The organism is Bacillus sp. FSL R5-0523 (assembly GCF_037975295.1).
GTDB lineage: Bacteria > Bacillota > Bacilli > Bacillales > Bacillaceae > Bacillus > Bacillus subtilis.
Window position 1 is genome coordinate 1,402,602 of record NZ_CP150251.1, and the last position, 22,365, is coordinate 1,424,966.

21 protein-coding genes and 1 riboswitch are annotated in these 22,365 nt (G+C 42.6%); of the genes, 12 read left to right on the forward strand and 9 right to left on the reverse strand.

Features of this window, described 5'->3' with window-relative positions; all coding sequences use genetic code 11:
* Positions 1–16: 16 nt before the first annotated feature.
* Genes NYE53_RS07320 through NYE53_RS07330 form a run of 3 tightly spaced genes read right to left on the reverse strand, consistent with a single transcriptional unit; the run spans position 17 to position 5,230 of the window.
* Positions 17–1,852, reverse strand: a complete 1,836-nt coding sequence (locus NYE53_RS07320; RefSeq protein ID WP_033885095.1) for a DNA ligase D — start codon at positions 1,850–1,852, stop codon at positions 17–19.
* Between the two features lie 3 nt (positions 1,853–1,855).
* Complete coding sequence (locus NYE53_RS07325; RefSeq protein ID WP_339247976.1) at positions 1,856–2,791, reverse strand: Ku protein; 936 nt, start codon at positions 2,789–2,791, stop codon at positions 1,856–1,858.
* 36 nt (positions 2,792–2,827) lie between these two features.
* Positions 2,828–5,230 carry an EAL domain-containing protein gene (locus NYE53_RS07330; RefSeq protein ID WP_339247981.1) on the reverse strand — a complete coding sequence of 801 codons (2,403 nt, stop codon included), beginning with the start codon at positions 5,228–5,230 and terminating at the stop codon, positions 2,828–2,830.
* 180 nt (positions 5,231–5,410) lie between these two features.
* On the opposite strand from NYE53_RS07330, the gene NYE53_RS07335 reads away from it, so the two are divergent.
* The 4 genes from NYE53_RS07335 (at position 5,411) to rsgI (ending at position 9,288) form a co-directional block, all read left to right on the forward strand.
* Positions 5,411–6,076 carry a DedA family protein gene (locus NYE53_RS07335; protein WP_026113618.1) on the forward strand — a complete coding sequence of 222 codons (666 nt, stop codon included), beginning with the start codon at positions 5,411–5,413 and terminating at the stop codon, positions 6,074–6,076.
* A gap of 76 nt (positions 6,077–6,152) precedes the next feature.
* On the forward strand, positions 6,153–7,127 hold the full coding sequence (locus NYE53_RS07340) for a TerC family protein (protein ID WP_009967096.1): 975 nt from the start codon (positions 6,153–6,155) through the stop codon (positions 7,125–7,127).
* Between the two features lie 263 nt (positions 7,128–7,390).
* Entirely contained in the window at positions 7,391–8,146 is a 756-nt protein-coding gene (gene sigI, locus NYE53_RS07345; protein WP_003245855.1) for an RNA polymerase sigma factor SigI, read from the forward strand.
* On the forward strand, positions 8,143–9,288 hold the full coding sequence (gene rsgI, locus NYE53_RS07350) for an anti-sigma-I factor RsgI (RefSeq protein WP_339247984.1): 1,146 nt from the start codon (positions 8,143–8,145) through the stop codon (positions 9,286–9,288). The genes sigI and rsgI overlap by 4 nt, the downstream gene beginning before the upstream one ends.
* 10 nt (positions 9,289–9,298) lie before the next feature.
* Here the strand turns inward: rsgI and sspD are convergent, their stop codons facing one another.
* Together sspD and htpK are read right to left on the reverse strand one after the other, a co-directional pair.
* Complete coding sequence (gene sspD, locus NYE53_RS07355; protein ID WP_003218568.1) at positions 9,299–9,493, reverse strand: acid-soluble spore protein SspD; 195 nt, start codon at positions 9,491–9,493, stop codon at positions 9,299–9,301.
* 130 nt (positions 9,494–9,623) lie between these two features.
* Entirely contained in the window at positions 9,624–10,325 is a 702-nt protein-coding gene (htpK, locus tag NYE53_RS07360; RefSeq protein ID WP_021479421.1) for a transcriptional regulator HtpK, read from the reverse strand.
* A 170-nt stretch (positions 10,326–10,495) separates the two neighbouring features.
* Between htpK and htpX the strand changes: the two genes are divergently transcribed.
* From htpX to NYE53_RS07380, 4 genes are all read left to right on the forward strand, one after another.
* Complete coding sequence (htpX, locus tag NYE53_RS07365) at positions 10,496–11,392, forward strand: protease HtpX (protein ID WP_003232513.1); 897 nt, start codon at positions 10,496–10,498, stop codon at positions 11,390–11,392.
* A 173-nt stretch (positions 11,393–11,565) separates the two neighbouring features.
* On the forward strand, positions 11,566–12,915 hold the full coding sequence (ktrD, locus tag NYE53_RS07370; protein WP_003244672.1) for a Ktr system potassium transporter KtrD: 1,350 nt from the start codon (positions 11,566–11,568) through the stop codon (positions 12,913–12,915).
* Positions 12,916–13,059: 144 nt separating this feature from the next.
* Positions 13,060–13,215 (forward strand): hypothetical protein, encoded by a 156-nt coding sequence (locus NYE53_RS07375; RefSeq protein WP_003232510.1) that lies wholly within the window; start codon positions 13,060–13,062, stop codon positions 13,213–13,215.
* 2 nt (positions 13,216–13,217) lie between these two features.
* Entirely contained in the window at positions 13,218–13,400 is a 183-nt protein-coding gene (locus tag NYE53_RS07380) for a hypothetical protein (RefSeq protein WP_015715779.1), read from the forward strand.
* A gap of 41 nt (positions 13,401–13,441) precedes the next feature.
* Here NYE53_RS07380 and NYE53_RS07385 read toward each other — a convergent pair whose 3' ends face one another.
* Positions 13,442–14,464, reverse strand: a complete 1,023-nt coding sequence (locus NYE53_RS07385; protein WP_003245573.1) for an acyltransferase family protein — start codon at positions 14,462–14,464, stop codon at positions 13,442–13,444.
* 252 nt (positions 14,465–14,716) lie between these two features.
* Here NYE53_RS07385 and kinE point away from each other — a divergent pair, with 252 nt between their 5' ends.
* The 3 genes from kinE to NYE53_RS07400 all read left to right on the forward strand — a co-directional run bounded on the left by kinE (position 14,717) and on the right by NYE53_RS07400 (position 17,642).
* The gene (gene kinE / locus NYE53_RS07390) at positions 14,717–16,933 is read left to right on the forward strand and encodes a sporulation two-component system sensor histidine kinase KinE (protein WP_032725588.1); all 2,217 of its coding nucleotides are present in this window, start codon (positions 14,717–14,719) and stop codon (positions 16,931–16,933) included.
* Positions 16,930–17,427 carry a methylated-DNA--protein-cysteine methyltransferase gene (gene ogt, locus NYE53_RS07395; RefSeq protein WP_339247987.1) on the forward strand — a complete coding sequence of 166 codons (498 nt, stop codon included), beginning with the start codon at positions 16,930–16,932 and terminating at the stop codon, positions 17,425–17,427. The genes kinE and ogt overlap by 4 nt, the downstream gene beginning before the upstream one ends.
* An 89-nt stretch (positions 17,428–17,516) precedes the next feature.
* The gene (locus NYE53_RS07400) at positions 17,517–17,642 is read left to right on the forward strand and encodes a hypothetical protein (RefSeq protein WP_003232500.1); all 126 of its coding nucleotides are present in this window, start codon (positions 17,517–17,519) and stop codon (positions 17,640–17,642) included.
* Positions 17,643–17,675: 33 nt separating this feature from the next.
* Here NYE53_RS07400 and mtnA read toward each other — a convergent pair whose 3' ends face one another.
* From mtnA to NYE53_RS07415, 3 genes are all read right to left on the reverse strand, one after another.
* Complete coding sequence (gene mtnA / locus NYE53_RS07405; protein WP_339247990.1) at positions 17,676–18,737, reverse strand: S-methyl-5-thioribose-1-phosphate isomerase; 1,062 nt, start codon at positions 18,735–18,737, stop codon at positions 17,676–17,678.
* A 7-nt stretch (positions 18,738–18,744) separates the two neighbouring features.
* Positions 18,745–19,938, reverse strand: coding sequence for an S-methyl-5-thioribose kinase (gene mtnK / locus NYE53_RS07410; RefSeq protein ID WP_159377202.1), 1,194 nt, complete (start codon positions 19,936–19,938; stop codon positions 18,745–18,747).
* Between the two features lie 92 nt (positions 19,939–20,030).
* Positions 20,031–20,187, reverse strand: a riboswitch (SAM riboswitch).
* Between the two features lie 83 nt (positions 20,188–20,270).
* Positions 20,271–21,050 carry a carbon-nitrogen family hydrolase gene (locus NYE53_RS07415; RefSeq protein ID WP_047182533.1) on the reverse strand — a complete coding sequence of 260 codons (780 nt, stop codon included), beginning with the start codon at positions 21,048–21,050 and terminating at the stop codon, positions 20,271–20,273.
* A gap of 94 nt (positions 21,051–21,144) precedes the next feature.
* Here NYE53_RS07415 and mtnE point away from each other — a divergent pair, with 94 nt between their 5' ends.
* Positions 21,145–22,341, forward strand: a complete 1,197-nt coding sequence (gene mtnE, locus NYE53_RS07420) for a methionine-glutamine aminotransferase (RefSeq protein WP_339247994.1) — start codon at positions 21,145–21,147, stop codon at positions 22,339–22,341.
* Positions 22,342–22,365 lie beyond the last annotated feature (24 nt).

The following is a 22,365-nucleotide window of genomic DNA, read 5'->3' on the forward strand; positions in this document are numbered from 1 at the left end:
GAGCTGACTTCATTAGTCAGCTCTTTTTCTTTAACTGATGCAATATGGCGCTAAGCGGTTCGTCTTGCGGGTTGCGGTAAAAATCAAAAAATGGGCAGCCCTGCTTCTTAATTCGATCGATGACCGTATCAATTGTAAACAGAGCGGGTGTTAAAGATGATTGCACCTCATGCCAGTAGAGAGGGGCTGCGACAGTCCCAAGCTCATTTCCTCTCGTCGAATAAGGACAGATAATCGTTTTTCCTTCTGCATGCTGCAAATAATCAAGATACAATTTGCCGTGTCTGTTTTTAATCAAGCGTTCAGTGGTAAATAGCTCGGGAAATGCATTGGTGCAGTACTCTGCGATCAGCTGCGTAAATTGGCGTGTTTCTTCATACGTAAATGCCTCGGGAGACAAGGGAATATAAAGCTGGATGCCTTTGTTGCCGGACAGCTTCGGGTACGATGTGATGCCAAAGGAATCCAACAGCCGCTTCAGTTCATTTGCGGCCTGCACGGCCATAAGAAAGTCATCTCGCGAAGGCGGGTCTAAATCAATGACAATCTCAGCCGGACGCCTGCTTTTAATGGTTTGAAAAGGAACGTGAAACTCCAAAGCAAGCTGGTTACAAAGCCATAGCAATGTAGACATATCCTCACAGACAATATGTTCATGGCTTCCATCATAGAAAGATTGAACAAAATCCGGCGCATAGTCCGGCTTGTTTTTTTGGAAAAATGATTCGCTCCTAGATCCATGCGGATAGCGGATGACGGTGACAGCCCGGTTTTTCAGAAATGGGAGCAGATAGTCACTGACTTCAATCATATACTGAATAAAATCTTCTTTTGTTTTTTTATTCTTTTCAAATATGATTTTATCCAGGCTTGTGAACTGGAGCTTTGGGTGAACCGGTTTGGAGTGTCGTATGACTTGCGCATATGTGCATTCGGTCCAGTCCATTTGGAATTCGAAACCGATAAACGATACCTCTCTTAATGTGCCTTGGAGAATTGTTAAGTATTGAACAGCTGCACAAATCGAAGGTTCAAGCGTAAATTCGCCTGAGGGTGTTTGCTGTCCGTGCTGTTCCATAATCTTGCGTATAGCGCTTTTTTCCTCATCGCGCATTCCGTGCGAGACAGAGGCAATCGGTGTCATTATTCCGTTTTTTAACACAGATACCGTCAGAAACCCGTTGTTAGGATTGAACCCTGTTATGCAAACATAAGCTTGTTTAAAGTTTTTATATTTGAGCCAATCGGACGACCGCTTCTTTTCAAGCCATTTGCTGTTTGTTTTCTTCGCTACAATTCCTTCTCCGTCATATTTTATTACCATCTCCCAGAGTTGATCAAAATGATCATAACAGGGAATGGATTGAATGGTTTCTTTTGCGTAAGGATCTGGAGATGCAGGAAGCTTTGCTGCGGATATGAGTTCACGCAGAGATTTTTTGCGGTCCAAATACGAAAGAAGCGTTACATCTTCTCCGCTTCGCTCTAACAAATCAAAGGCGAGAAAGCAGCACGGCCGCGCGTTTGCCGATTCCTGAATCTTGTCTGGCCTTTTCAAACGCCCCCGCACTTGAAGGTGTTCAAAATCTGCACGACAAGGATTCACCAAACATACGATTTCACCATCAAGTGTCAGCGGAAGCTCTTTTTCCATGTGCTGAAAGGCAGTTTTGGCGAATTGTGTGATTTCAGGGAAGGTGCTGCTGAGCTCCACACCATTTCTGCTGGTTAAGGTCACACCTGAAGAATGGATGCGGAGAATACAGCGGTACCCATCATATTTTACTTCGTAACGCCATTCTGCTCCGATTGGCGGTGACGAAGTTAAGACCGGCTGCATGGTAAACGCCATGGGCTATGACGTGCCGGAGGCTTTTTTTCTAGTTGTTTTTTGTTTTTTATCTCCGGCTCCTTTCGGTTCAGCGGCTTGTGCAGGTGCGGCAGCCGGTGTCTCCCTGTTCGGCCTTCTGGTTCTGTCAATGCTGGCTTGCAGAGCGCTTACCAGATCAATGACATCTTCACGAGGTGGCGCTTTATCAGGAGTGACGGCCGTTTCTTTATTTTCTAGCTTGTCGTTGACTCTTTGCAGCAGCGCCTGTCGGTACGTGTCTTCATATTTCTCAGGTTCAAACTCAGCAGTCAGTTCATCTATTAATGTGATAGCAGTTTGCAGTTCCTTATCGTTTACATTCGATTGATCAGGTACACCTGGGACATGAGCGGCGCTTCTGACCTCATCCGGATAATGGATAGACTCCATGACGATACAATTTTCATAAACGCGGAGAATCGCCAGCTGCTGCTTTGACCTGATTGTCATATTGGCGATACCGATCTTTCCGGTTGAGCGCAGCGCCTCACGCAGCAGGGTATAGGCCTTTGTCCCATTATCCCCGGGGCCGACAAAGTAGGAGCGGTTAAAATAAATCGGATCAATTTCCTGAAGCTGAACAAAGTCAACAATCTCAACTGCTCTCTCCTCATGCTCCTGTTTTAAGCTTTTTAAATCTTCGTCCGTCAGCACTACATATTTCCCTTTTACATATTCATATCCCTTCACAATTTCATCAGGACTAAGAGTTTTTTCGCAATTTGTGCAAACTTTCTCGTATTTGATTGGTGCGTGATCCTCTTTATGGAGGCTGCGCAGTTTAATATCTTTATCTTCTGTGGCCGCATATAGCTTGATGGGGATGTTTACTAATCCGAAGCTGATCGATCCCTTCCACATTGTATGCATATCGATAAACCCCTTTTTTTCTTTAGTGTGAAGAGAAGGAGTACGATTCATGTGTAGTAACTTATGGGTGAAAAAAAGCCGGCGCTGTTATTGCGACGGCTGTTCAATAATGAATTGTTCGAATTGTTCCGGAGGTATTGGCCTGCTGAAAAAGAAGCCCTGCAAATGGTCGCAGCCTTTTTCATATAGAAGCTGCTTTTGAGCTGCATTTTCCACACCTTCGGCAATCACCTGCAAAGACAGCTGATGCCCCATGGCAATAATAGCTCCGGTAATTTGCTCTGATTTAGGATGGGTCTGAATATCGTCAATAAATGATTTGTCAATCTTCAGCCTGTGAATCGGGAAGTCCTTCAAATAGCTAAGGGAGCTGTGACCAGTACCGAAATCGTCAATACTGATTCTGATTCCTAATTCTGTAAGGGATGACAAAACCTTTTTGGAGTGATCGAGATTGTCCATTGTCATGCTTTCCGTCACCTCCACTTCAAGAAGCTGCGGAGGAAGCCGGTATTTATTAAGCGTATCCTTGATGAGGGGAATCAGATCTTCGGATTGGAACTGTCTGGCGGAAATATTAATGGCGACAGAAAGATCATAGCCTTTGTCGTGCCAAATCCTTGCCTGCTTGCATGCTTCATCTATAATCCACTTTCCGATATCAATAATAAGTCCCGTTTCTTCTGCGACACCGATGAATTCTCCGGGCGGACGCAGTTGCCCGTCTGGTGTCACAAGGCGTATCAGTGCTTCTGCTCCTGTCATTTTTTGTTTTTTTACACTGAATTGCGGCTGATAATGCAAGACAAATCTATCGTTTTCGATTGCTTCTCTGAGTACCATCTCTTGGTTAAGCTTGACGGTTTCTTTGTTGCCGATTGAAAAAGAATAGTATCTGTATTTGCTTTTGTTTCGTTCTTTAGCCGCATACATCGCCATATCAGCCTTTTTCATCAATTCAAGGCCATCAGTCCCGTCTTTTGGAGATATCGCAATCCCGATACTGACAGATGTGACAAGGATGTGATCTTGAATTTTAAAAGGTTTTTTGAATTTTTGGATAATTTTTCTTGCTAAAACATCTGCTTCGCCTGTTCCTGTATTGGCGTCTGTCAATATAATAATAAATTCATCACCGCCAAGACGGGCGATAAATCCGTTATCAGGGACTACAGATGACAGGCGTTTAGCTGCAAACTGAAGCAGTTGATCACCGACATTATGCCCTAATGCATCGTTAATCACTTTAAACCGGTTTAAGTCGAGAAAGAATACAACGGTGTTATAATGCAAGGAATGCTCGCGATGCAGCACCTTTGTTAGATGAGAGATGGCATGCCTTCTGTTAGGTAAGTCTGTAAGCGAATCATAATGAGCCATTCTATGGATTTCTTTTTCTGCTTTGTACTGCTTCGTCATGTCTTTGCAAATGACATAAATGCTGTCCAGTTCCTGATTGACCTCAACAGGTATAAGCGTAATATTTAAGTGAAACTGGCCTTTTTCAGTGATAAGATCGCTATCGCTGTTCATCGCTTGTTTATCTTTTTTAACTTGCTCAAAAAGGCGCTTAATCTTCTGTGATGTGTAATTCCTCCAGTCATGCATGCTGAAGCCAAATTTGCTGATCATTTCCTCACCAGCGTGATTGGAAGATATTATGTCTCCTTCTAATGATAAAATAAAGATTGCATCAATATTGTGGACGATTAAAGACTGAAATCGCTGTTCGTTATCTTTTATGCGTTCGCTCTGTTTAATAAACTTTCGATCTGCATGGGAACTGAATAACAATAACGTTTGGATACAAAAAATAATTAAAGTAACAAAAATTGACCAATGAAACGTTTGCACCTCCATATGGCTTCCGGGCGGAGCCATGTCCTTATGGAAAGTTGCCGCAAGCATCCCTGTGTAGTGCATGCCCGAAATCCCAATGCCCATTACAATTGAACTGACGACTTTATAGAATATAAGATGCTCAGAATGTTTTTTCACGGCCAAGTCAAAGAATATTTTTAACGAGACGAAAGAGGCTGCAATCGCAATGATAATTGAAACTGTAAATAAAATCGGTTCGTAAATAATCATTACCCGGGAAATGGCAGACATTCCGATATAGTGCATAGAAGCAATAGATGCGCCAAGCACAACTGATCCGGTAAGCAGTCTGTAATATGTAAGAATGTGCCGGCTGACAAAATATAATGACACAAATGATCCCGAAACAGATGCGCCAATGGCTGCCATTAAAGGCATGAATTCATATTCCATCGGCATTTCCATATGGACCGCCATCATCCCTACAAAATGCATTGACCAAATACCGAATCCCATAATAAGTGAGCCGCCGATCAGCCAAATTTTACTTTTTAAGCCTGTATTGATGGTGACTTTCCTTGAAAGTTCAAGGGAAATATACGAGGCGGTACAGGCGATAAGAAAAGATAAACATATGAGCGTCGTATTATATGTAACGTGTATTTCCAAATGGAGATTCCCCCCGTATCGTGTGTTCCAGTCTTGTTGACTCTCTTTATTATCGGCTGCTTAACCGCAGAGTTTCAGCCTTCAAAACGATAGAAATACGAGGGAGATCTATTTTTAGTTCAACTGACCGTGAAAAATGTGTTAAAATCATCTTGACGTTTTCCGAAAAAACAAAAATGTATGATACATAAACATGAAACAAGGGAGTTGGTGGCTATCGAAGAGCTGGTTATGTCATGGATAGAAGCATTTAAAAGCTTATCTTATTTTGGAATATTTCTAGCGCTCAGTATTGAGTTTATCCCGGCCGAAGTCGTCTTGCCGCTTGCGGGCTATTGGGTATCTAAAGGCGATATGACACTTGCCGGCGTTGTTTTGGCAGGTTCGCTTGGGGGAGTGGCCGGCCCGCTTACGCTGTATTGGATAGGCCGGTACGGAGGAAGGCCGTTTCTTGAACGTTTTGGGAAGTATCTCTTTATTAAACCTGAAGCGCTTGATAAGTCAGATGAATTTTTCAAAAAACATGGAGGCTTTGTCGCCTTCAGCGGCCGTTTCTTGCCTGGCATCAGGACATTGATTTCCATACCGTGCGGAATTGCAAAAATGAATGTTTGGGTGTTTTCGCTTTATACATTCATTGCTATGCTTCCGATTACATTTGTATATGTTTATCTCGGTGTGAAGCTCGGTGAAAATTGGAAGGAAGTCGGCTCTATTCTTGATCAATATATGCTTCCGATCGGGATAGCGATTTTGGCGCTTTTCCTGCTCTACTTACTGATGAAAAAGAGGAAGAAACGCACGCACTCCGAACAATTATCTGTATTTTTGAAAAATAAACGTTGACAAATCATTGCGCTGCGCATATCATTGACGTATAAAATCATATTTCTTGAAATCCCAAAGGGGAGTAGCGTCCGGAATGTATTCCGGAAACAAAGTCGTCATTTCATGGATTGTATCCATCGGCTTTGTTGGCATGCCTGAATTCATGTCTAGCAAGACCTTTGCCTTATGTCGGCAAAGGTCTTTTTTGCATGGTCCGGCCGGCATAAGATCGGATGAAGAGAAAGAAAACAACTTTTTTGGGAGGGTATCATTTATGGATGCAGCATTATTATTAGAGTATGGTTGGGTTCTTCTCGTCTTGATCGGGCTGGAAGGGATTTTAGCCGCCGATAACGCGCTGGTTATGGCGGTAATGGTAAAACATTTGCCGGAGGAAAAAAGAAAAAAAGCGTTATTTTATGGATTGGCAGGGGCTTTTGTTCTGCGATTTGGCTCTTTATTCGCCATTTCATTTTTGGTCAACGTATGGCAGGTTCAAGCGATTGGCGCGATCTATTTGCTGTATATCTCAGCAAGCCACTTATTGAAAAGATATGTATTTAAGAAAGAAGACACACATAAAGAGACGAAGCAAAGCGGTTTTTGGCCGACTGTTTTAAAAGTTGAACTGGCAGATATCGCGTTTGCTGTTGATTCCATCTTAGCAGCAGTAGCGCTGGCGGTTACACTTCCTGGGACATCACTCCCGAAGATCGGCGGACTTGACGGCGGACAATTTCTCGTCATTTTGGCCGGCGGTATCATCGGACTGGTGATCATGCGGTTTGCGGCTTCCATGTTTGTGAAGTTATTAAAGGAACGTCCAAGCCTAGAAACAGCAGCCTTTGTGATTGTCGGCTGGGTCGGAGTGAAGCTTGCTTTATATACGCTTGCCCATCGCGACATAGCGGTTGTTTCTGAGCACTTTATCCATTCTGGAACATGGAAACTGATATTCTGGGGTGTCTTAGCAGCAATCGCGGTTTGCGGCTGGTTTATGTCAGGTGGGAAAAAACAGCCGGAGGGCGCACAAAACGAACAAAAAAACAGCACCCGTGAACGGGCATAATCTGAAAGACTCTGCTTAAAAGCAGAGTCTTTTTGTGTTTGAAGCGTTTTCATAAGCGAAATAAAATAACATTTTTATAACATCTTTGTTACAAAAAACACGCATAAAACCCCCTTAATTCTTTAGAAAGGCACGAAATCATGTATAGGACGTCAGAATGGTTTGTCATAATTGAGACATTGGAAATCAATATTTCTTTTTCTCCTTTGCGAATCCCTATCAAATTAGCTATCATTAATGAGTAGTTATAGGGAGGAACTGAGGTGAAACCAGTGCTTAGCCTTTTGTTTAAATTGGGAAAAAAGAAGCAAACACTTGAAAAAGCTGTTGAGAGTATACAAAAAGGCAATAAAGATCTGCAAAATGAATTAATACAGCAATATAAGCCATTTATCGCAAAGACGGTTTCATCCGTTTGTAAACGATATATAGATGAAAAAGACGATGAGTTCAGTATTGGACTGATCGCGTTTAATGAAGCTATAGAAAAATATTCACCTGAAAAAGGAAATTCTCTGCTCGCATTTGCTGAGCTTATTATAAAAAGAAAAGTCATTGATTACATTAGAAAAGAAGCCAGAAGCGCACAAAATATAAATATCGATTTACAGGAAGGAGACGATCAGGAGTCATCACAAAGCCTGATTGAAGCCGAGCTTTCCATAGATGAATACCGCCGTCAGATTGAACAGGAGCAGAGGCGGGAGGAAATCCTCTATTTTCAAAAGCAGCTCAAGGATTATGGTTTATCGTTTAAAGAACTGCTTGAAAATTCTCCAAAGCACACGGATGCAAGGCAAAACGCCATAAAGGTGGCAATGACGCTTGTTGAACATGAAGAATTGGCCGCTATCCTGTATACAAAGAAGCAGCTTCCGGTCAAACAGCTTGAACAGCTTGTCTCTGTAAGCCGAAAAACGATTGAGAGAAACAGAAAATATATTATTGCGATGTGTATTATCATTACGGGTGATTATATTTATTTAAAAGATTATCTTAAAGGGGTGCTGCACTCATGAGAAGAGGGATTATAGTAGAGAAAAATAAAAAATTCGTCACGTTGCTGACCCCTGACGGACAATTTTTAAAAGCCAAAAATGATCGACACAGCTATGAAATCGGAGAAGAAATCATGCTTCCGAGTGAAACACGCATGGGCAGAAGGGCCAGCTTTTTTGATTTTTTTAAACTGCGCCCTTTCAAAATGGGGATTTTTACGATGACTGCTATTATGCTCTTTATTTTTATAGTTCTCCCCGTTTTTTCTAATAATAAGGCCTATGCGTATATGACAATCGATATCAATCCAAGCGTCGAAATGGCGTTAAACAGCGATTATGAAGTGATTGAACTGACGCCTCTAAACGATGAGGGACAGAAAGTCGTGAATGATATAGATGATTGGGAGAAGACTGATTTTAAAAAGGTGATTGACGATATTATAACCGACTGCAGTGAACACGGGTATGTAAAGAAATCGAAAGAAATATTGATTTCCACTGTTTATGAAAACACAGAAGACAATACATATAAAAAGGCTGTGAAAAAACAGCTGAATGATGTGACTGAAAAATATAAAACGACATACCGCATGGAATCTCTCGAGTCAGATATGCAAACGAGGGAAAAAGCGAAGAAAGAAGGCGTCTCAACAGGCAGCTACATCAAATCAAATGAAAAGAATGACAATAAAGATTTAAAGGATGACTCCAGCAAACCATCCGGGGAAGAGGATCAAAAGAGTGTTGAAAAAGAGGATGAAAACACCGATCAAACTGACACCCAGGACAGCAAGCAAGGAGATAATGAACAGCTGAATGATGCGGATTCCGGAGACCAGAATGAAGATAAAGCGGATGACCAGACTGATGATAGTGACCAAGATAAAAAAATAAAGGAATCAGATGAAAACACAAATACCGAAAAAGATGGGGACCATGAGCAAACCCCAATACAAGATCCTCAAGATAAAGGAAATGAAAATAACGGCGCTGACAAGGGTCAAAGCCAATACCACAGGGACTGGAACAATGGTGAACAAGGCAAGAACCGTTCTTCGTCCAGAAGGGATAACGCTTCAGACCGACGTAATCCAAACGGCTACAGCAGTGATAATAATTCAGCTCAAAATGAAGATTCGCCGAGTGCCCCCGGCGAATAAAGACCTGAATTTATTTAGTTGTGCCATTTAATTGTGATTGTGCTTGCTGTACCAGCCGCTTTGTCATTTCTCCGCCTACAGAGCCGTTAGCGCGTGCGACTGTATCAGAACCAAGGTTCACACCGAATTCTTGAGCCACTTCGAGTTTAAATTGGTCTAGTGCCTGCTCCACCCCTGGAACAACGAGTTTATTTCTGCTCGCCATCTTTTTCATCTCCTTTTTCGATAAAGAAATTCTTAACGCGTATTTAGTTTGAAATATACGGGGTTTATTTATGCTGGCAATTGTTGTGGAGAAAAATAAAACCCCGGCCTCTGAGCCGGGGTGACGCAGACTATAGAATGTCTGCTGTCATTTTATGTGCGGTTGCCTGAATATGGAACGTCAAAATGGAGAGAACTGTAATGGCGATAATTTGTCTGATTTTAAGCCATTGGCCGTCATTCAGTTCTTCAAAACGGTGACGGAGACGCTCTGTCTCCTGTTCGGCGATCTCCTGTAGATTTGATTCTTTCATAGAAGGAGTATCTTGGTGATGGATGGCATCAAGCACATATGCGCAGCTTTCATAATAAGCAATCGGGCTGATGACATCATCAGATCTGTCTGAGATTGTGTTAAAGGCCACTTTTAAAATAGCCCGTATGTGTTCAAAGTCATAAATGGATTTTAAATCACGTACAATTAAAAGAATAACTGCCTGTTCAACTGAGTATTTTTTGCCCAGCTCAGGGTGTCCGATCAGATCTTTGATATCACGCTTTACCCAGTTTTGAATCGCGGTTGACTTTAACGAAGTCAGCTCGCATAAGTTGCCAAGCTCTACGATTTCATTTGTAGAAAGACCGTATTCTTTTTTCTGTTTTTTTCGTTCGTATCTTGTAAGAAATTCAGGAATTTCTAGATGATTGGCTGCTTTTTCTGCTGACATGTTCGCTGATTGGACGAGAATGTCGAGCGGGCTATGTTCTCCTTGTCCTTTTAGGGAATAGAGCAGCCGCACCATATCGGTTCGAGAGAGTTTAAAAATGTTCATTGTTCACCTCTTTAAACAATTTGACGCGGATATCGGTCTATGTATAAATTCAAAGTTCAAGCGTCAGCAAATTACATTAACATCATACGTCGAATTCCTTGCATTTTCAAATGGATGTTTTATAATTTAAATATACGGGTTCTTTTGAACTTAAAATAACGGAGGTTGTTATGGCGAAAAGAATTTTTCTGTTTATTCTAACGAATATTTTGGTGCTTACAACAATCGGGATCGTTTTGTCTGTTTTAAGCTCTGTTACAGGAGTCGGGACGTATTTTACAGCTGATGGCGGTATCGATCCAATGGCGCTTCTTGTGTTCAGTTTAGTCGTTGGATTTGTTGGTTCCTTTACGTCTCTTGCGATGTCCAGATGGATGGCAAAGACGATGATGGGCGTCAGAGTGCTGAATCCGAAAAAACACTCGCTCAGCTATGAGGAACAGCAATTGGTTGATCGTGTTCACAGATTAAGCCGCTCTGCCGGTTTAACGAAAATGCCGGAAGTCGGGATTTACCGTTCACCTGAAGTAAACGCGTTTGCGACTGGACCGTCAAAACGCCGTTCACTTGTCGCAGTATCGTCCGGGCTGCTGGAGCAGATGGATGACGCAGCGGTTGAAGGTGTGCTTGCCCACGAGGTCGCGCATATCACAAATGGTGATATGGTAACAATGACGCTTTTACAAGGCATCGTTAATACCTTTGTCGTCTTTTTATCGCGTATCGCCGCTTGGATTGCAAGCCGTTTTGTCAAAGAAGATCTAGCGCCGATCGTTCATTTTATTGCAATGATTATTTTTCAGATTGTCTTTTCGATACTTGGCAGCCTGGTTGTGTTTGCGTATTCACGTCATCGTGAATTCCATGCTGACAGGGGAGGAGCGGATCTTGCCGGCAAGGACAAGATGATTCATGCGCTGCGGACGCTTAAAAGCTATTCTTCCCGGATTATGGAAGACGATCAGACAGCTGTCCAAACGTTAAAGATTAATGGCAAGAAGCGCTCTTCGCTTTTCTCTACTCACCCTGATTTAGATGAGCGAATCAGACGGCTGGAAGCTAAATAATACAAACACATTGTTCCTCTGAGAGAATTCTCAGAGGTTTTTTATTTTATCCATTGACTAAAATCATAAAAAAATAAGCAAGTTAAGAAAATGTTTCGTAAAAGCCTTTAAAAATGGACCTAATATCTTTAGAATAATTACCGTACTTAAAAAGAGAGGCAGAAGGATTTTACATGAGATTAAAGTTTGGAAAATTGATACAGGCCTTGTCACCGGCCCAGTTGATCGCATTATATTATTTTCTTGCAGTTACTGTGGCTGTTATATTGCTGAGTTTGCCGGCGGCCCATAAACCGGGGGCGGATTGGACGTTTATTGATGCGCTTTTTACAGCTGTCAGTTCAGTCAGTGTAACGGGGCTGACGGTAGTTGATACAGCTGATACATTCAGCACAATAGGGATTTTTATATTAGCATTTGTTCTGCAATTTGGCGGAATCGGAATTATGACGCTCGGAACGTTCATTTGGCTGATCATGGGAAAACGAATCGGGCTGAAGGAACGGAAACTGATTATGGTTGATCAAAACCAATCCCAGTTTTCGGGAATTGTCAATCTGATGAAGCAGGTACTGTTTCTGATCTTGTGGATTGAATTTTTTGGCGGGCTGATACTCGGCACATATTTCTTAACCTACTATGACTCCTATCAGGAAGCTTATTTACACGGATTTTTTGCCAGTATCAGTGCAACGACAAACGGCGGATTTGATATTACCGGTAATTCGATGATTCCATTTCGCCACGATTACTTTGTGCAGTTTATTACAATGCTTTTAATTATATTTGGAGCGATTGGATTTCCCGTGCTTGTTGAAGTAAAGGATTTCCTGTTTTCAAAGCATCGGCGTTATCCATTTACGCTTTTTACAAAGATCACGACGATTACGTTCGGCTCACTTGTCTTGTTTGGAGCCATTGGCATCTTTGCCCTGGAAGCAAACCATGCGTTCGCAGGAAAATCATGGCATGATATTTTGTTTCTGTCCCTGTTTCAATCAACGGCAACCCGAAGCGGGGGACTGGCAACAATCGATATCAGCCAATTATCAGATTCCACACTCTTTTTTATTTGTGCGCTGATGTTTATTGGAGCGTCGCCAAGCTCAGTCGGGGGAGGCATACGGACAACGACTTTTGCTTTGAACCTTCTTGCGCTGTTTCATTTTGCCCGCGGCAATAAGGCCGTAAAGGTATTCAAACGGGAGCTTCACCCTGCTGACTTGATGAAGTCGCTTGTTGTCACGATGATGGCGATCTTGCTCGTTTTTGGCGCGACACTCATTCTGACCATTACAGAAAAGCATTCCCTGCTGGAGCTTTTGTTTGAAGTGTGCTCGGCATTCGGTACAACCGGCCTGTCGCTTGGAATTACGGCAGATTTGAGCAGTGTTGGAAAATGCGTCATTATGATTGTCATGTTTATCGGGCGAATCGGCATCCTAACCTTCCTGTATCTGATCGGAAGAAAGGAAATTGAAGCGAATTATCACTATCCGAAAGAAAGAGTGATTATCGGATAGGCAAAACACCGCATATTTTGCGGTGTTTTTTGATTGCCAAAAAAAAGATGTGTGCCTCCTGTTCAGTTGGAGAACCTAACTTCGACAGGTGCAATTTACGCTCCTGCATCTTAAAATGTCTGAAAACTGGCGAGGAGGATTCGTATGAAGCGTAAAGCTGAAGTGAATGAAGCCATTAAAAATAACAATACACCTACCGAGAGCATGGACCCCAATTCATATAAGACACAATATCATGACGACCCCAATTTTAGAGGGGCAAACCGCAATTCCAAACAGGGCCAGCAGGGAGGCATGTAATTGTGAAGAAAAACCGTCATAGCAGAGACATGCAAAATCATAAAAAGCCTATGAATAAAAAGGTGCTGGAGGAAGAATTCTCAAGTGAACTTGGGGATTACAATGCCGGAAAGATCATCGAAACGCTGGAAGTCACCAAGCCTGAAAAGAAAAAAGAAAAAAACAAAAATAAAAAACAAAAATAAAAAAGACCTCTTAGGCGGCGTCCGCTTAAGAGGTGCTTTTTCTATTTTAAATAAGCATTTTTGCCCGTTCCTCTGACAAATTGCAATAAGCTGGTCATCCTCAGCTCAATGAAGGGCTGAGCGACTGTCTTAACAAAGTTGCTGGAGAGGACTGATGTCAGGGCTGCTGTTAATAGCAAGAGGATCACTAAGCTTTGATAGTCAGTAAGCCAATCCTCAAGCCCGACCTGCCGTAATGTTTTAATAATAAACCCGTGAAGCAGATACACGTAAAATGTCCGGGTTCCCCATTTGGTAAAGAAATACCTTTTTTGCGGAACAAGCGCTAAAAAGCTGAAGGTTGCCCCAAAGGCGAGTACATACCAGCCGATTCGGGATAGTCCGCTTACCAGGGTAACGTCTCCAAATGAAGAATACGGTTTTGAACCAAACAGAAAAGAATAGTCAAAATCGATGCCCCAGCAGATGACGAATACTGCGGCAAGCACTCCGAGCGCAATTTGTTTGCCGCGTTTTGATCTCAATAAATCAAAATGATGTTTATTTAAATAAAAACCGACAAGGAACATCGGTAAGAATACGAATGTCCGTGACAAGCTCAGCGTGCTGCTGACAAAGTCCAGATAACCGATCAGCACGGCGATTCCGCAGCTGACAAACAGCGCCCACTGTTTTGAAAGCTTTGAAAAAGGATATAGGAGCAGGTTCCAAAAGAATAAGCTTACAAGAAACCATAAAGACCATTGCGGATCAATCGGGTTCACATTTGCCATGCTTTCATCTTGCATAATGTAATAAAAGACGGAATAAATGATTTGGAAAATCAAATACGGAATAATCAGCTTGACCGCCAGCTTTTTTACATATCCCGCCCGTTTAAAGCCTTTCGCGAAATAACCGGATACAAGAATAAATGCAGGCATATGGAATGTGTAAATGAACTTGTAGAGGTAGAGCATAAAATGATTATCATTAATAAAGGAACGAAGGATATGACCGAATACAACAAGGAATATCAATAAAAATTTTGCGTTATCGAAATAACTGTCCCGCGATTTACTCATAGCATCACCTTCTCTTTCATCAGTCACTAAGAGATTATTCCCTGCTGGTACATATTTTAAAATAAAAGATGAAAAAGGAATCTAAAAAAATGCTGATTGTTAGGTCGATGTAAAGTGACGGTAAGGATCGTAGAAAATGTCTTCGTAATGTAATGGCGCTGAAATTTTCTGAAATTTATAGGGCAAATGAAGGAAGTTCCCGCATTTTGTAGAAATATTGAGGGATAGGTTTTGAAGAAGGAGTGTACATGCATGGAAACTCTTGGTGTCCAGACAAACTCGGAGCTGCGAGAGGAACTGAATCGCCTCAAAGAAGAAAACGCGCGACTGAAAAAGGAATTGAATCAGCATCAAGTGATTGTCAACAATACGCTCGATGCTATTTTTATTTGTGATAACGAAATGCGGATTGTTCAGGCAAATGAAGCAACAGAAAGGATGCTTCAAGTTGACTCGGAAGATTTGAAAAAGCGTTCTGTTTTGGATTTTTTGTTTTCAATTCCAAAGGATGAACTGAATCTTTCCGTAAAGAAGTTTTTTAAAAAAGGCTTTCTGTGGAAGGAGGTTCCGATCAGGCTTGATTGCGGGGCAACAAAATACATAGAGTTTCTGGCCAAAAGAGGTATTGGCGAGGATTTCTTTTTTGTTGTCATGAGGGACATATCTTCTAAGAAGATTCTGGAGCGGGAATTCTCTATGAATGAACAGCTTTTTAAGGACTTGTTTGACAGAGCAGTTGACGGAATCGTCCTGTTTGATAAAGATGGCGGTTTTATTGATGCCAATTTGTCCTTTTGTAAAAGCTTTGAAATCAATCATAATGAGCTGTCTCATTTATCTTTGTATGAGTTCATAGACAGCGGCTCACGAAAAGATTTCGACAATATCTGGAAGACGCTCAACCGCAAGGGAAAAGCGAAGGGGGAGCTGCCTGTCAAGCTTCGTTCAGGAGTTCAAAAACTATTTGAATTCACGATTACATCAAACATCATCAGCGGTTTTTATATGTCCATTATGAGGGATATCACAGAGAAGCGGTCTATGGAGCTGCAGCTCTTTAAAAGTGAGGAGCGCTTCAGAGAAATCTTTGAAAATGCAATGGACGCCATCATCATCTGGTCGAATGACGGAAGAATCGTAAAAGCGAATCAATCAGCCTGTAAAATTTTTGAGCTGCCGATGAATTTGCTGTTGAAAAGAAAGCTGTGTGATTTTCTCGTTGACTCGCAGCAGAAATACAGCATAACGAAGAGGAAATACGCAAAATACGGAGAGATCAGAGAAGAGCTGCTGTTTCAAATGGGGAACGGCCAATTCAAAGAGCTTGAATTTACTTCAAAACGGACAATCCTTGAAAATCAGCATTTGACGATCTTAAGAAATGTAAGCGACAGAAAGCGAATGGAAAAGGAGCTTCGGGAAAGCGAGCTGAAATTCAGAAAAGTGTTCAACGGCTCAATGGACGGCAATGTATTGTTCGACAATCAATACAGGATCATCGACGCCAACCCGTTAGCAAGCCATATTTTGGGCCTGTCACATGAAGAGATCAAACAGCACAGCCTGTTAGATATTATTTCTGCTTATGAAATAGAAAATCTGGCATCACCGGCAAGGCAGATTAATTTTGATGAAATGGACAACGAAATTCCATTTTTGCTGAGCAGCGGTGATAACAGAAAACTCGAATTCTCATTTAAACGGAATATTATTCAAAATATGAACTTGGCTATCTTTAAAGACGTAACAGAGCGAAAAGAATTGGAGGAGCGCCTGCGCAAATCAGATACCCTTCATGTTGTCGGCGAACTCGCAGCCGGCATTGCTCATGAAATCAGAAATCCGATGACTGCTCTTAAAGGCTTCATTCAGCTTCTGAAAGGGAGTGTCGAGGGAGACTACGCCCTTTACTTCAACGTGATCACCTCAGAACTAAAGCGCATCGAATCCATCATCACCGAATTCTTGATTTTAGCCAAGCCCCAGGCCATTATGTATGAGGAAAAACATGTTACCCAAATTATGAGGGACACGATAGACCTTCTAAATGCGCAAGCCAATCTCAGCAATGTACAAATGCAACTTGATTTAATTGACGACATTCCCCCGATTTACTGTGAACCGAATCAGCTGAAACAGGTTTTTATCAATATATTAAAAAACGCCATCGAAGTGATGCCTGACGGCGGAAATATTTTTGTAACGATAAAGGCATTGGATCAAGATCATGTTCTAATCTCCTTAAAAGACGAGGGAATCGGAATGACAGAAGATAAATTAAAGCGACTTGGTGAACCGTTTTATACGACAAAGGAACGGGGAACTGGACTTGGGCTTATGGTAAGCTATAAAATTATTGAAGAACATCAAGGCGAAATTATGGTAGAAAGTGAAGAAGGGAAGGGCACCGTTTTCCATATTACGCTTCCTGTCAGACAGAATGCTGAAGAAAGAAGGAATGATGAATGAACTACTATACGACAGCCGAAACGCCGCTCGGTGAACTTATCATTGCCGAAGAGGAGGACCGGATCACTCGTCTATTTCTCAGTCAGGAAGATTGGGTGGATTGGAAAGAAACGGTTCAGAATACTGAGCACATGGAAACACCTAATCTTGCAGAAGCGAAACAACAGCTTCAAGAATATTTCGCAGGCGAAAGGAAGACATTCACCCTGCCGCTCAGCCAAAAGGGCACTCCTTTTCAGCAAAAAGTGTGGCAAGCGCTGGAGAGGATTCCATATGGTGAATCCCGAAGCTATGGGGATATTGCCGCTGCTGTCGGCAGTCCGAAAGCGGTGCGCGCTGTCGGGCAAGCTAATAAACGTAACGACCTGCCGATTTTTGTCCCGTGCCACAGAGTGATCGGCAAAAACAGTGCGTTAACAGGATACGCCGGAAGCAAAACGGAGATCAAAGCATTTTTGCTAAACATCGAGCGAATCTCCTATAAAGAAAAATAAAACATATGGCACGTTCCCTTTTTTCACGGCCGACATATCATTTTATTAAGTTAAAAAAGTTGGTCTGATGAAAAAGGAGGACAAAGCAATTGAAGCCGAGCCGCTCTGAGAAACTTGCCGTTTTTGCCGAACTGTTTGTGAAACTGCATATCTTATCAAGCGCTCAAAAAGATGAAATCATCAATGTTAACAAAAAGAAACAAAAAAACCGCTGACTCGGCTCCAAATGAGCAAAGTCCAGCGGTTTTTTAATGCACCTTTTCTCCTCTAAACAGCTGTTCAATCTCTTCTTCATAGTTTCCGGTCATAATCCCTTTTTCTGTGATGATTCCTGAAATGAGATTATGAGGTGTAATGTCGAAAGCGGGATTAAAGACAGGCACATTGGATGGAGCGGTCCGAACTCCGGAAATCTGCCTGACTTCCTCGGGATCCCGTTCCTCTATCGGGATATCAGCGCCGCATTTGACCTTTGTATCAAATGTAGATAAAGGTGCGGCGACAAAAAACGGAATATCAAAGGCGTTTGCTAAAATAGCAAGACCGTATGTGCCGATTTTATTTGCCGTATCACCGTTCTTTGCAATTCGGTCGGCTCCGACGATAACAGCGGAAATTTGTTTTTCCTTCATCGTATGGGCAGCCATGCTGTCTGTGATCAGAGTGACATCAATGCCCCCCTGCATCAGCTCCCAAGCAGTAAGGCGTGAACCTTGCAGAACAGGCCTTGTTTCACAGGCATAAATGTGTAATCCCAAATCTTTTTGTTTGGCCAAGTAAAACGGAGCTAGCGCCGTTCCATAGCGGCTTGTCGCGATTGAGCCGGCATTGCAGATTGTCATGATCCTGTCGCCTTTTTTGAAAAGCTGCAGGGCGTTTTGGCCGATCAACCGGCACGTTTCCTCATCCTCGACCTGAATCTGAATTGCTTCATGGACAAGGTTTGTTTTTGCTTCATTTACGGAAATCGCGTTTTCGACCGAATGACTCAGTCTCTCAAGCGCCCATGACAAATTAATGGCGGTAGGCCGTGAGCTGTTTAAATATTGTTTGATGTCTTCCAGTCTGCGGCGGAATTCCGTGACATTATCTGTTTCAATGTTTTTGGCAGCAAGCGCTAGTCCGAAGGCAGCCGTAATGCCGATCGCCGGAGCGCCCCTTACTTTGAGCGTGACAATCGCATCAAATACATCCTCTTTCGTCGTCAGCTCCAAATATTCCGTCTCATCAGGAAGCTTTTGCTGATTTAGAATGGTAATAGCTGTTTCTTTCCATTCAACAGAACGTGGAACAGCAAATGAATGGGTCATGAATAGATCATTCCTTTACAAGTAACTTAAATAATTCAATAACATCTGTTATCGTTTTGAATTCCGAACGTTTTTCGATAAAGGCTGTGCCGGTTTCGAGCGCCAAGCGTTTTCTGCCGATTCGTTTATCAAACGGCACGATCGTATCCAGGTCAGCTACATGGGCAAGGCCGATCGTGCGTCGTATCAGCTCACAGCCCGCAAATCCGATTGCTTCTTCAAAAATATGGATGAGCGTATCAGTGAGGTAACCGTCGATGTTGGCGTAAACATCCAGACTGTCCTTCCGCCAGGCTTCACTAAACGTCTCTTCAAACGTTTCCCAGACCTGGTTGACATGTTCATATAACGGCTCTCTGTCAGCCCCGTCACGGCTGAGTGCGTTCAAAAATAAGTTGGCGATAAATTGCCCTACATCAAAGCCGATCGGTCCGTAAAAAGCAAACTCAGGATCAATCACCTTTGTTTCGTGCTCACTTGCGAAAATGCTTCCTGTATGCAAATCACCATGAATCAATGTTTCTGCAGACGTTAAAAATGACTTTTTCAGCTTAGCGGCTTCGATTTTAACGCTGTCATTATTCCAAAGCTTTTCGACAAAAGGACGAAGCTCTTCTTCAAAATCATTTGTGTCATGGTCGAAGAAAGGATCTGTAAAAACAAGTCTTTCCGTAATGTCGCATAGCTCTGGATTTGTAAACTGTTTAACAAGCTGTTTTTTCACCTTAGGTTCAAGCGCGTAATCTGATGAGTAGAAAAGTGTTTTTCCTAAAAATTCACCGATGTGCTGCGACAGATGAGGATAGTTTTCACCCTCAATGAGTCCTTTTCTTGCGATCTTGAGGTGAGAGAGATCCTCCATGACGGTAACCGCCATTTCCGTATCAGAATAAAACACTCTTGGAACCAGGTGAGGAACATGCTCGCCCTGACGGATGAGAGCGCTGCTTTCGATTCTTGCACGGTCGATTGTCAGCGGCCAGCTTTCTCCCACCACTTTTGCATACGGAACCGCCTGTTTAATGATCAATGCCCTGTCATGTTCTTGATCATAAATATGAAAAACGTAATTTAAGTTGCCGTCTCCGATCTCCTGGCATGTCAGCGTGCTTTTGCTTGGAAAAAGGCCAAGCTTCACCGCCAACGCCACAGCGGAGCTTTCATTTAACGTTTCGTATAAAGGTGTTTTTGTGACTCCCATCATCATAACCTCCAATTATGTAATCACTTAATATGTGGCCGTAAAAAAGCCTCCTTCTCAGAGAGAAGGAGGCTTAACATCTATGTCCGCCTCTCTTATCTCTCAGATCAGATCTGAATGGAATTAGCACCGTGCCTTAAGAGACCAGCGTCTCGGCGCGAAAAAGATGCGCCCCATTTCACAATGGAATTACGGTCGGTTGCTGTTGGGGTCAAAAGGCCAAATCCCTCGCCCAACTCTCGATAAGAGAATATATTCACTTGTTTGACAATTCTAATTTATCAGTTGATGAACATGGTAACAGGTAATTTAGTTAGTTGTCAATATATTTTTTAATATAAATCTTTTCTGATATCATCGAAAACAGGAATGCTCTCCCGAACTTCTGCGCTTTCTTGAAGGTCAATTTCCGCTCGGACTATGCCTTCTTCCCGGCCGCCTTCAGCAAGTACACGCCCCCATGGATCAATAATCAGACTATGACCTGCAAATTCATTATCCGGATTTGAACCGGTACAATTGCAGGCTGCGACAAAGCATTGGTTTTCAATGGCCCGCGCAATAAGCAGGCTTTTCCAATGATCAAGGCGGGGAAGAGGCCATTCCGCAGAAATAAACAGCACGTTGGCGCCTTTTGTCGTATGTTTTCTGATCCATTCCGGAAAACGGATATCGTAACAGATCAATCCTGAGCTTTTGACGCCGTCAAGCTCAAAGTATCCGTCTTCGGAACCGGCTGATAAATACAGATGCTCATCCATCAGCTGAAAAAGATGAGCTTTTCTGTACTCTTTAATGATTTGCCCTTCCTTATCCGCGATGTACATTGTATTATAAACATCAGAATTCTCCCTGACAGCGACCGATCCGGCGACAATATGAACACCATGTTTTTTTGCCGTTTTCTTCAGCCAGCTCTGAGCGGAGCGGCCGTCTTCATCAGCGAGTTCATCAAGATTGGCCAGATCATATCCGGTCGTCCATAATTCAGGCAGAACAAGAACATCAGCATGTTTGCTTTCTTTTTCGATGAAAAATTCAGCCTTTTTTATATTTTCCGAAGGTTTTCCGTATGAAATATCAAATTGAAGACAAGATATCGTCCATTTCATCTTTTTAACACCCCAAATTTTTCTTTACTTTTTTCATTTAACCATATATGATGATGGACTATCATTTCAAGATTTTTTTAGAAGGTGAGAATAGATGAAATTTGAACAGTCTCATGTATTGAAGGAATTGCCTAAACAATTCTTCGCTTCTTTGGTGCAGAAAGTGAACCAAAAGCTCGCAGAAGGACATGACGTTATCAATCTGGGACAGGGAAATCCAGATCAGCCGACTCCTGAGCATATTGTTGAGGAGATGAAACGAGCTGTTGCTGATCCTGAGAATCATAAATATTCGTCTTTTCGCGGCTCATACCGTCTGAAGTCAGCGGCTGCTGCATTTTACAAAAGAGAATACGGCATTGATCTGGATCCGGAAACCGAAGTCGCTGTATTATTCGGCGGAAAAGCCGGTCTAGTCGAGCTCCCGCAATGCTTGTTGAATCCCGGTGATACGATTTTGGTTCCCGATCCGGGTTATCCTGATTACTGGTCGGGTGTCACACTTGCAAAAGCAAAGATGGAAATGATGCCGCTCGTAAAGGACAGGGCGTTTCTCCCTGATTACAGCAGCATAACCGCTGAAGCAAGGGAACAGGCGAAATTGATGTATTTAAATTATCCGAATAATCCGACCGGAGCTGTTGCTACTTCCGAGTTCTTTGAAGACACCGTGCGTTTTGCGACTGAAAACGGAATCTGCGTCGTTCACGATTTTGCTTACGGGGCTGTAGGATTTGACGGCTGCAAGCCTTTAAGCTTTTTGCAGACTGAAGGTGCGAAGGATATCGGAATTGAAATTTACACGCTGTCAAAAACGTATAATATGGCAGGATGGCGGGTTGGCTTTGCCGTCGGAAACGCTTCGGTCATTGAAGCGATCAATCTTTATCAAGACCATATGTTTGTCAGTCTTTTCAGAGCGACTCAGGAGGCTGCAGCAGAGGCACTGTTAGCCGATCAGACGTGTGTGGCAGAGCAAAATGCCAGGTATGAGAGCAGGAGAAACGCTTGGATCACGGCATGCCGGGAAATCGGCTGGGATGTAACAGCTCCCGCAGGTTCTTTTTTTGCATGGCTGCCTGTGCCTGAAGGCTATACTTCTGAGCAGTTCTCAGATCTTTTGCTGGAAAAAGCGAATGTGGCAGTTGCGGCTGGAAACGGCTTCGGTGAATATGGCGAGGGCTACGTCAGAGTCGGACTTTTAACAAGTGAAGAAAGACTTAAGGAAGCCGCTTATCGAATTGGCAAACTGAACCTGTTTACCCAAAAAAGCATTGACAAGACCTTATAACGATGGGATAATTCAAAATAATTT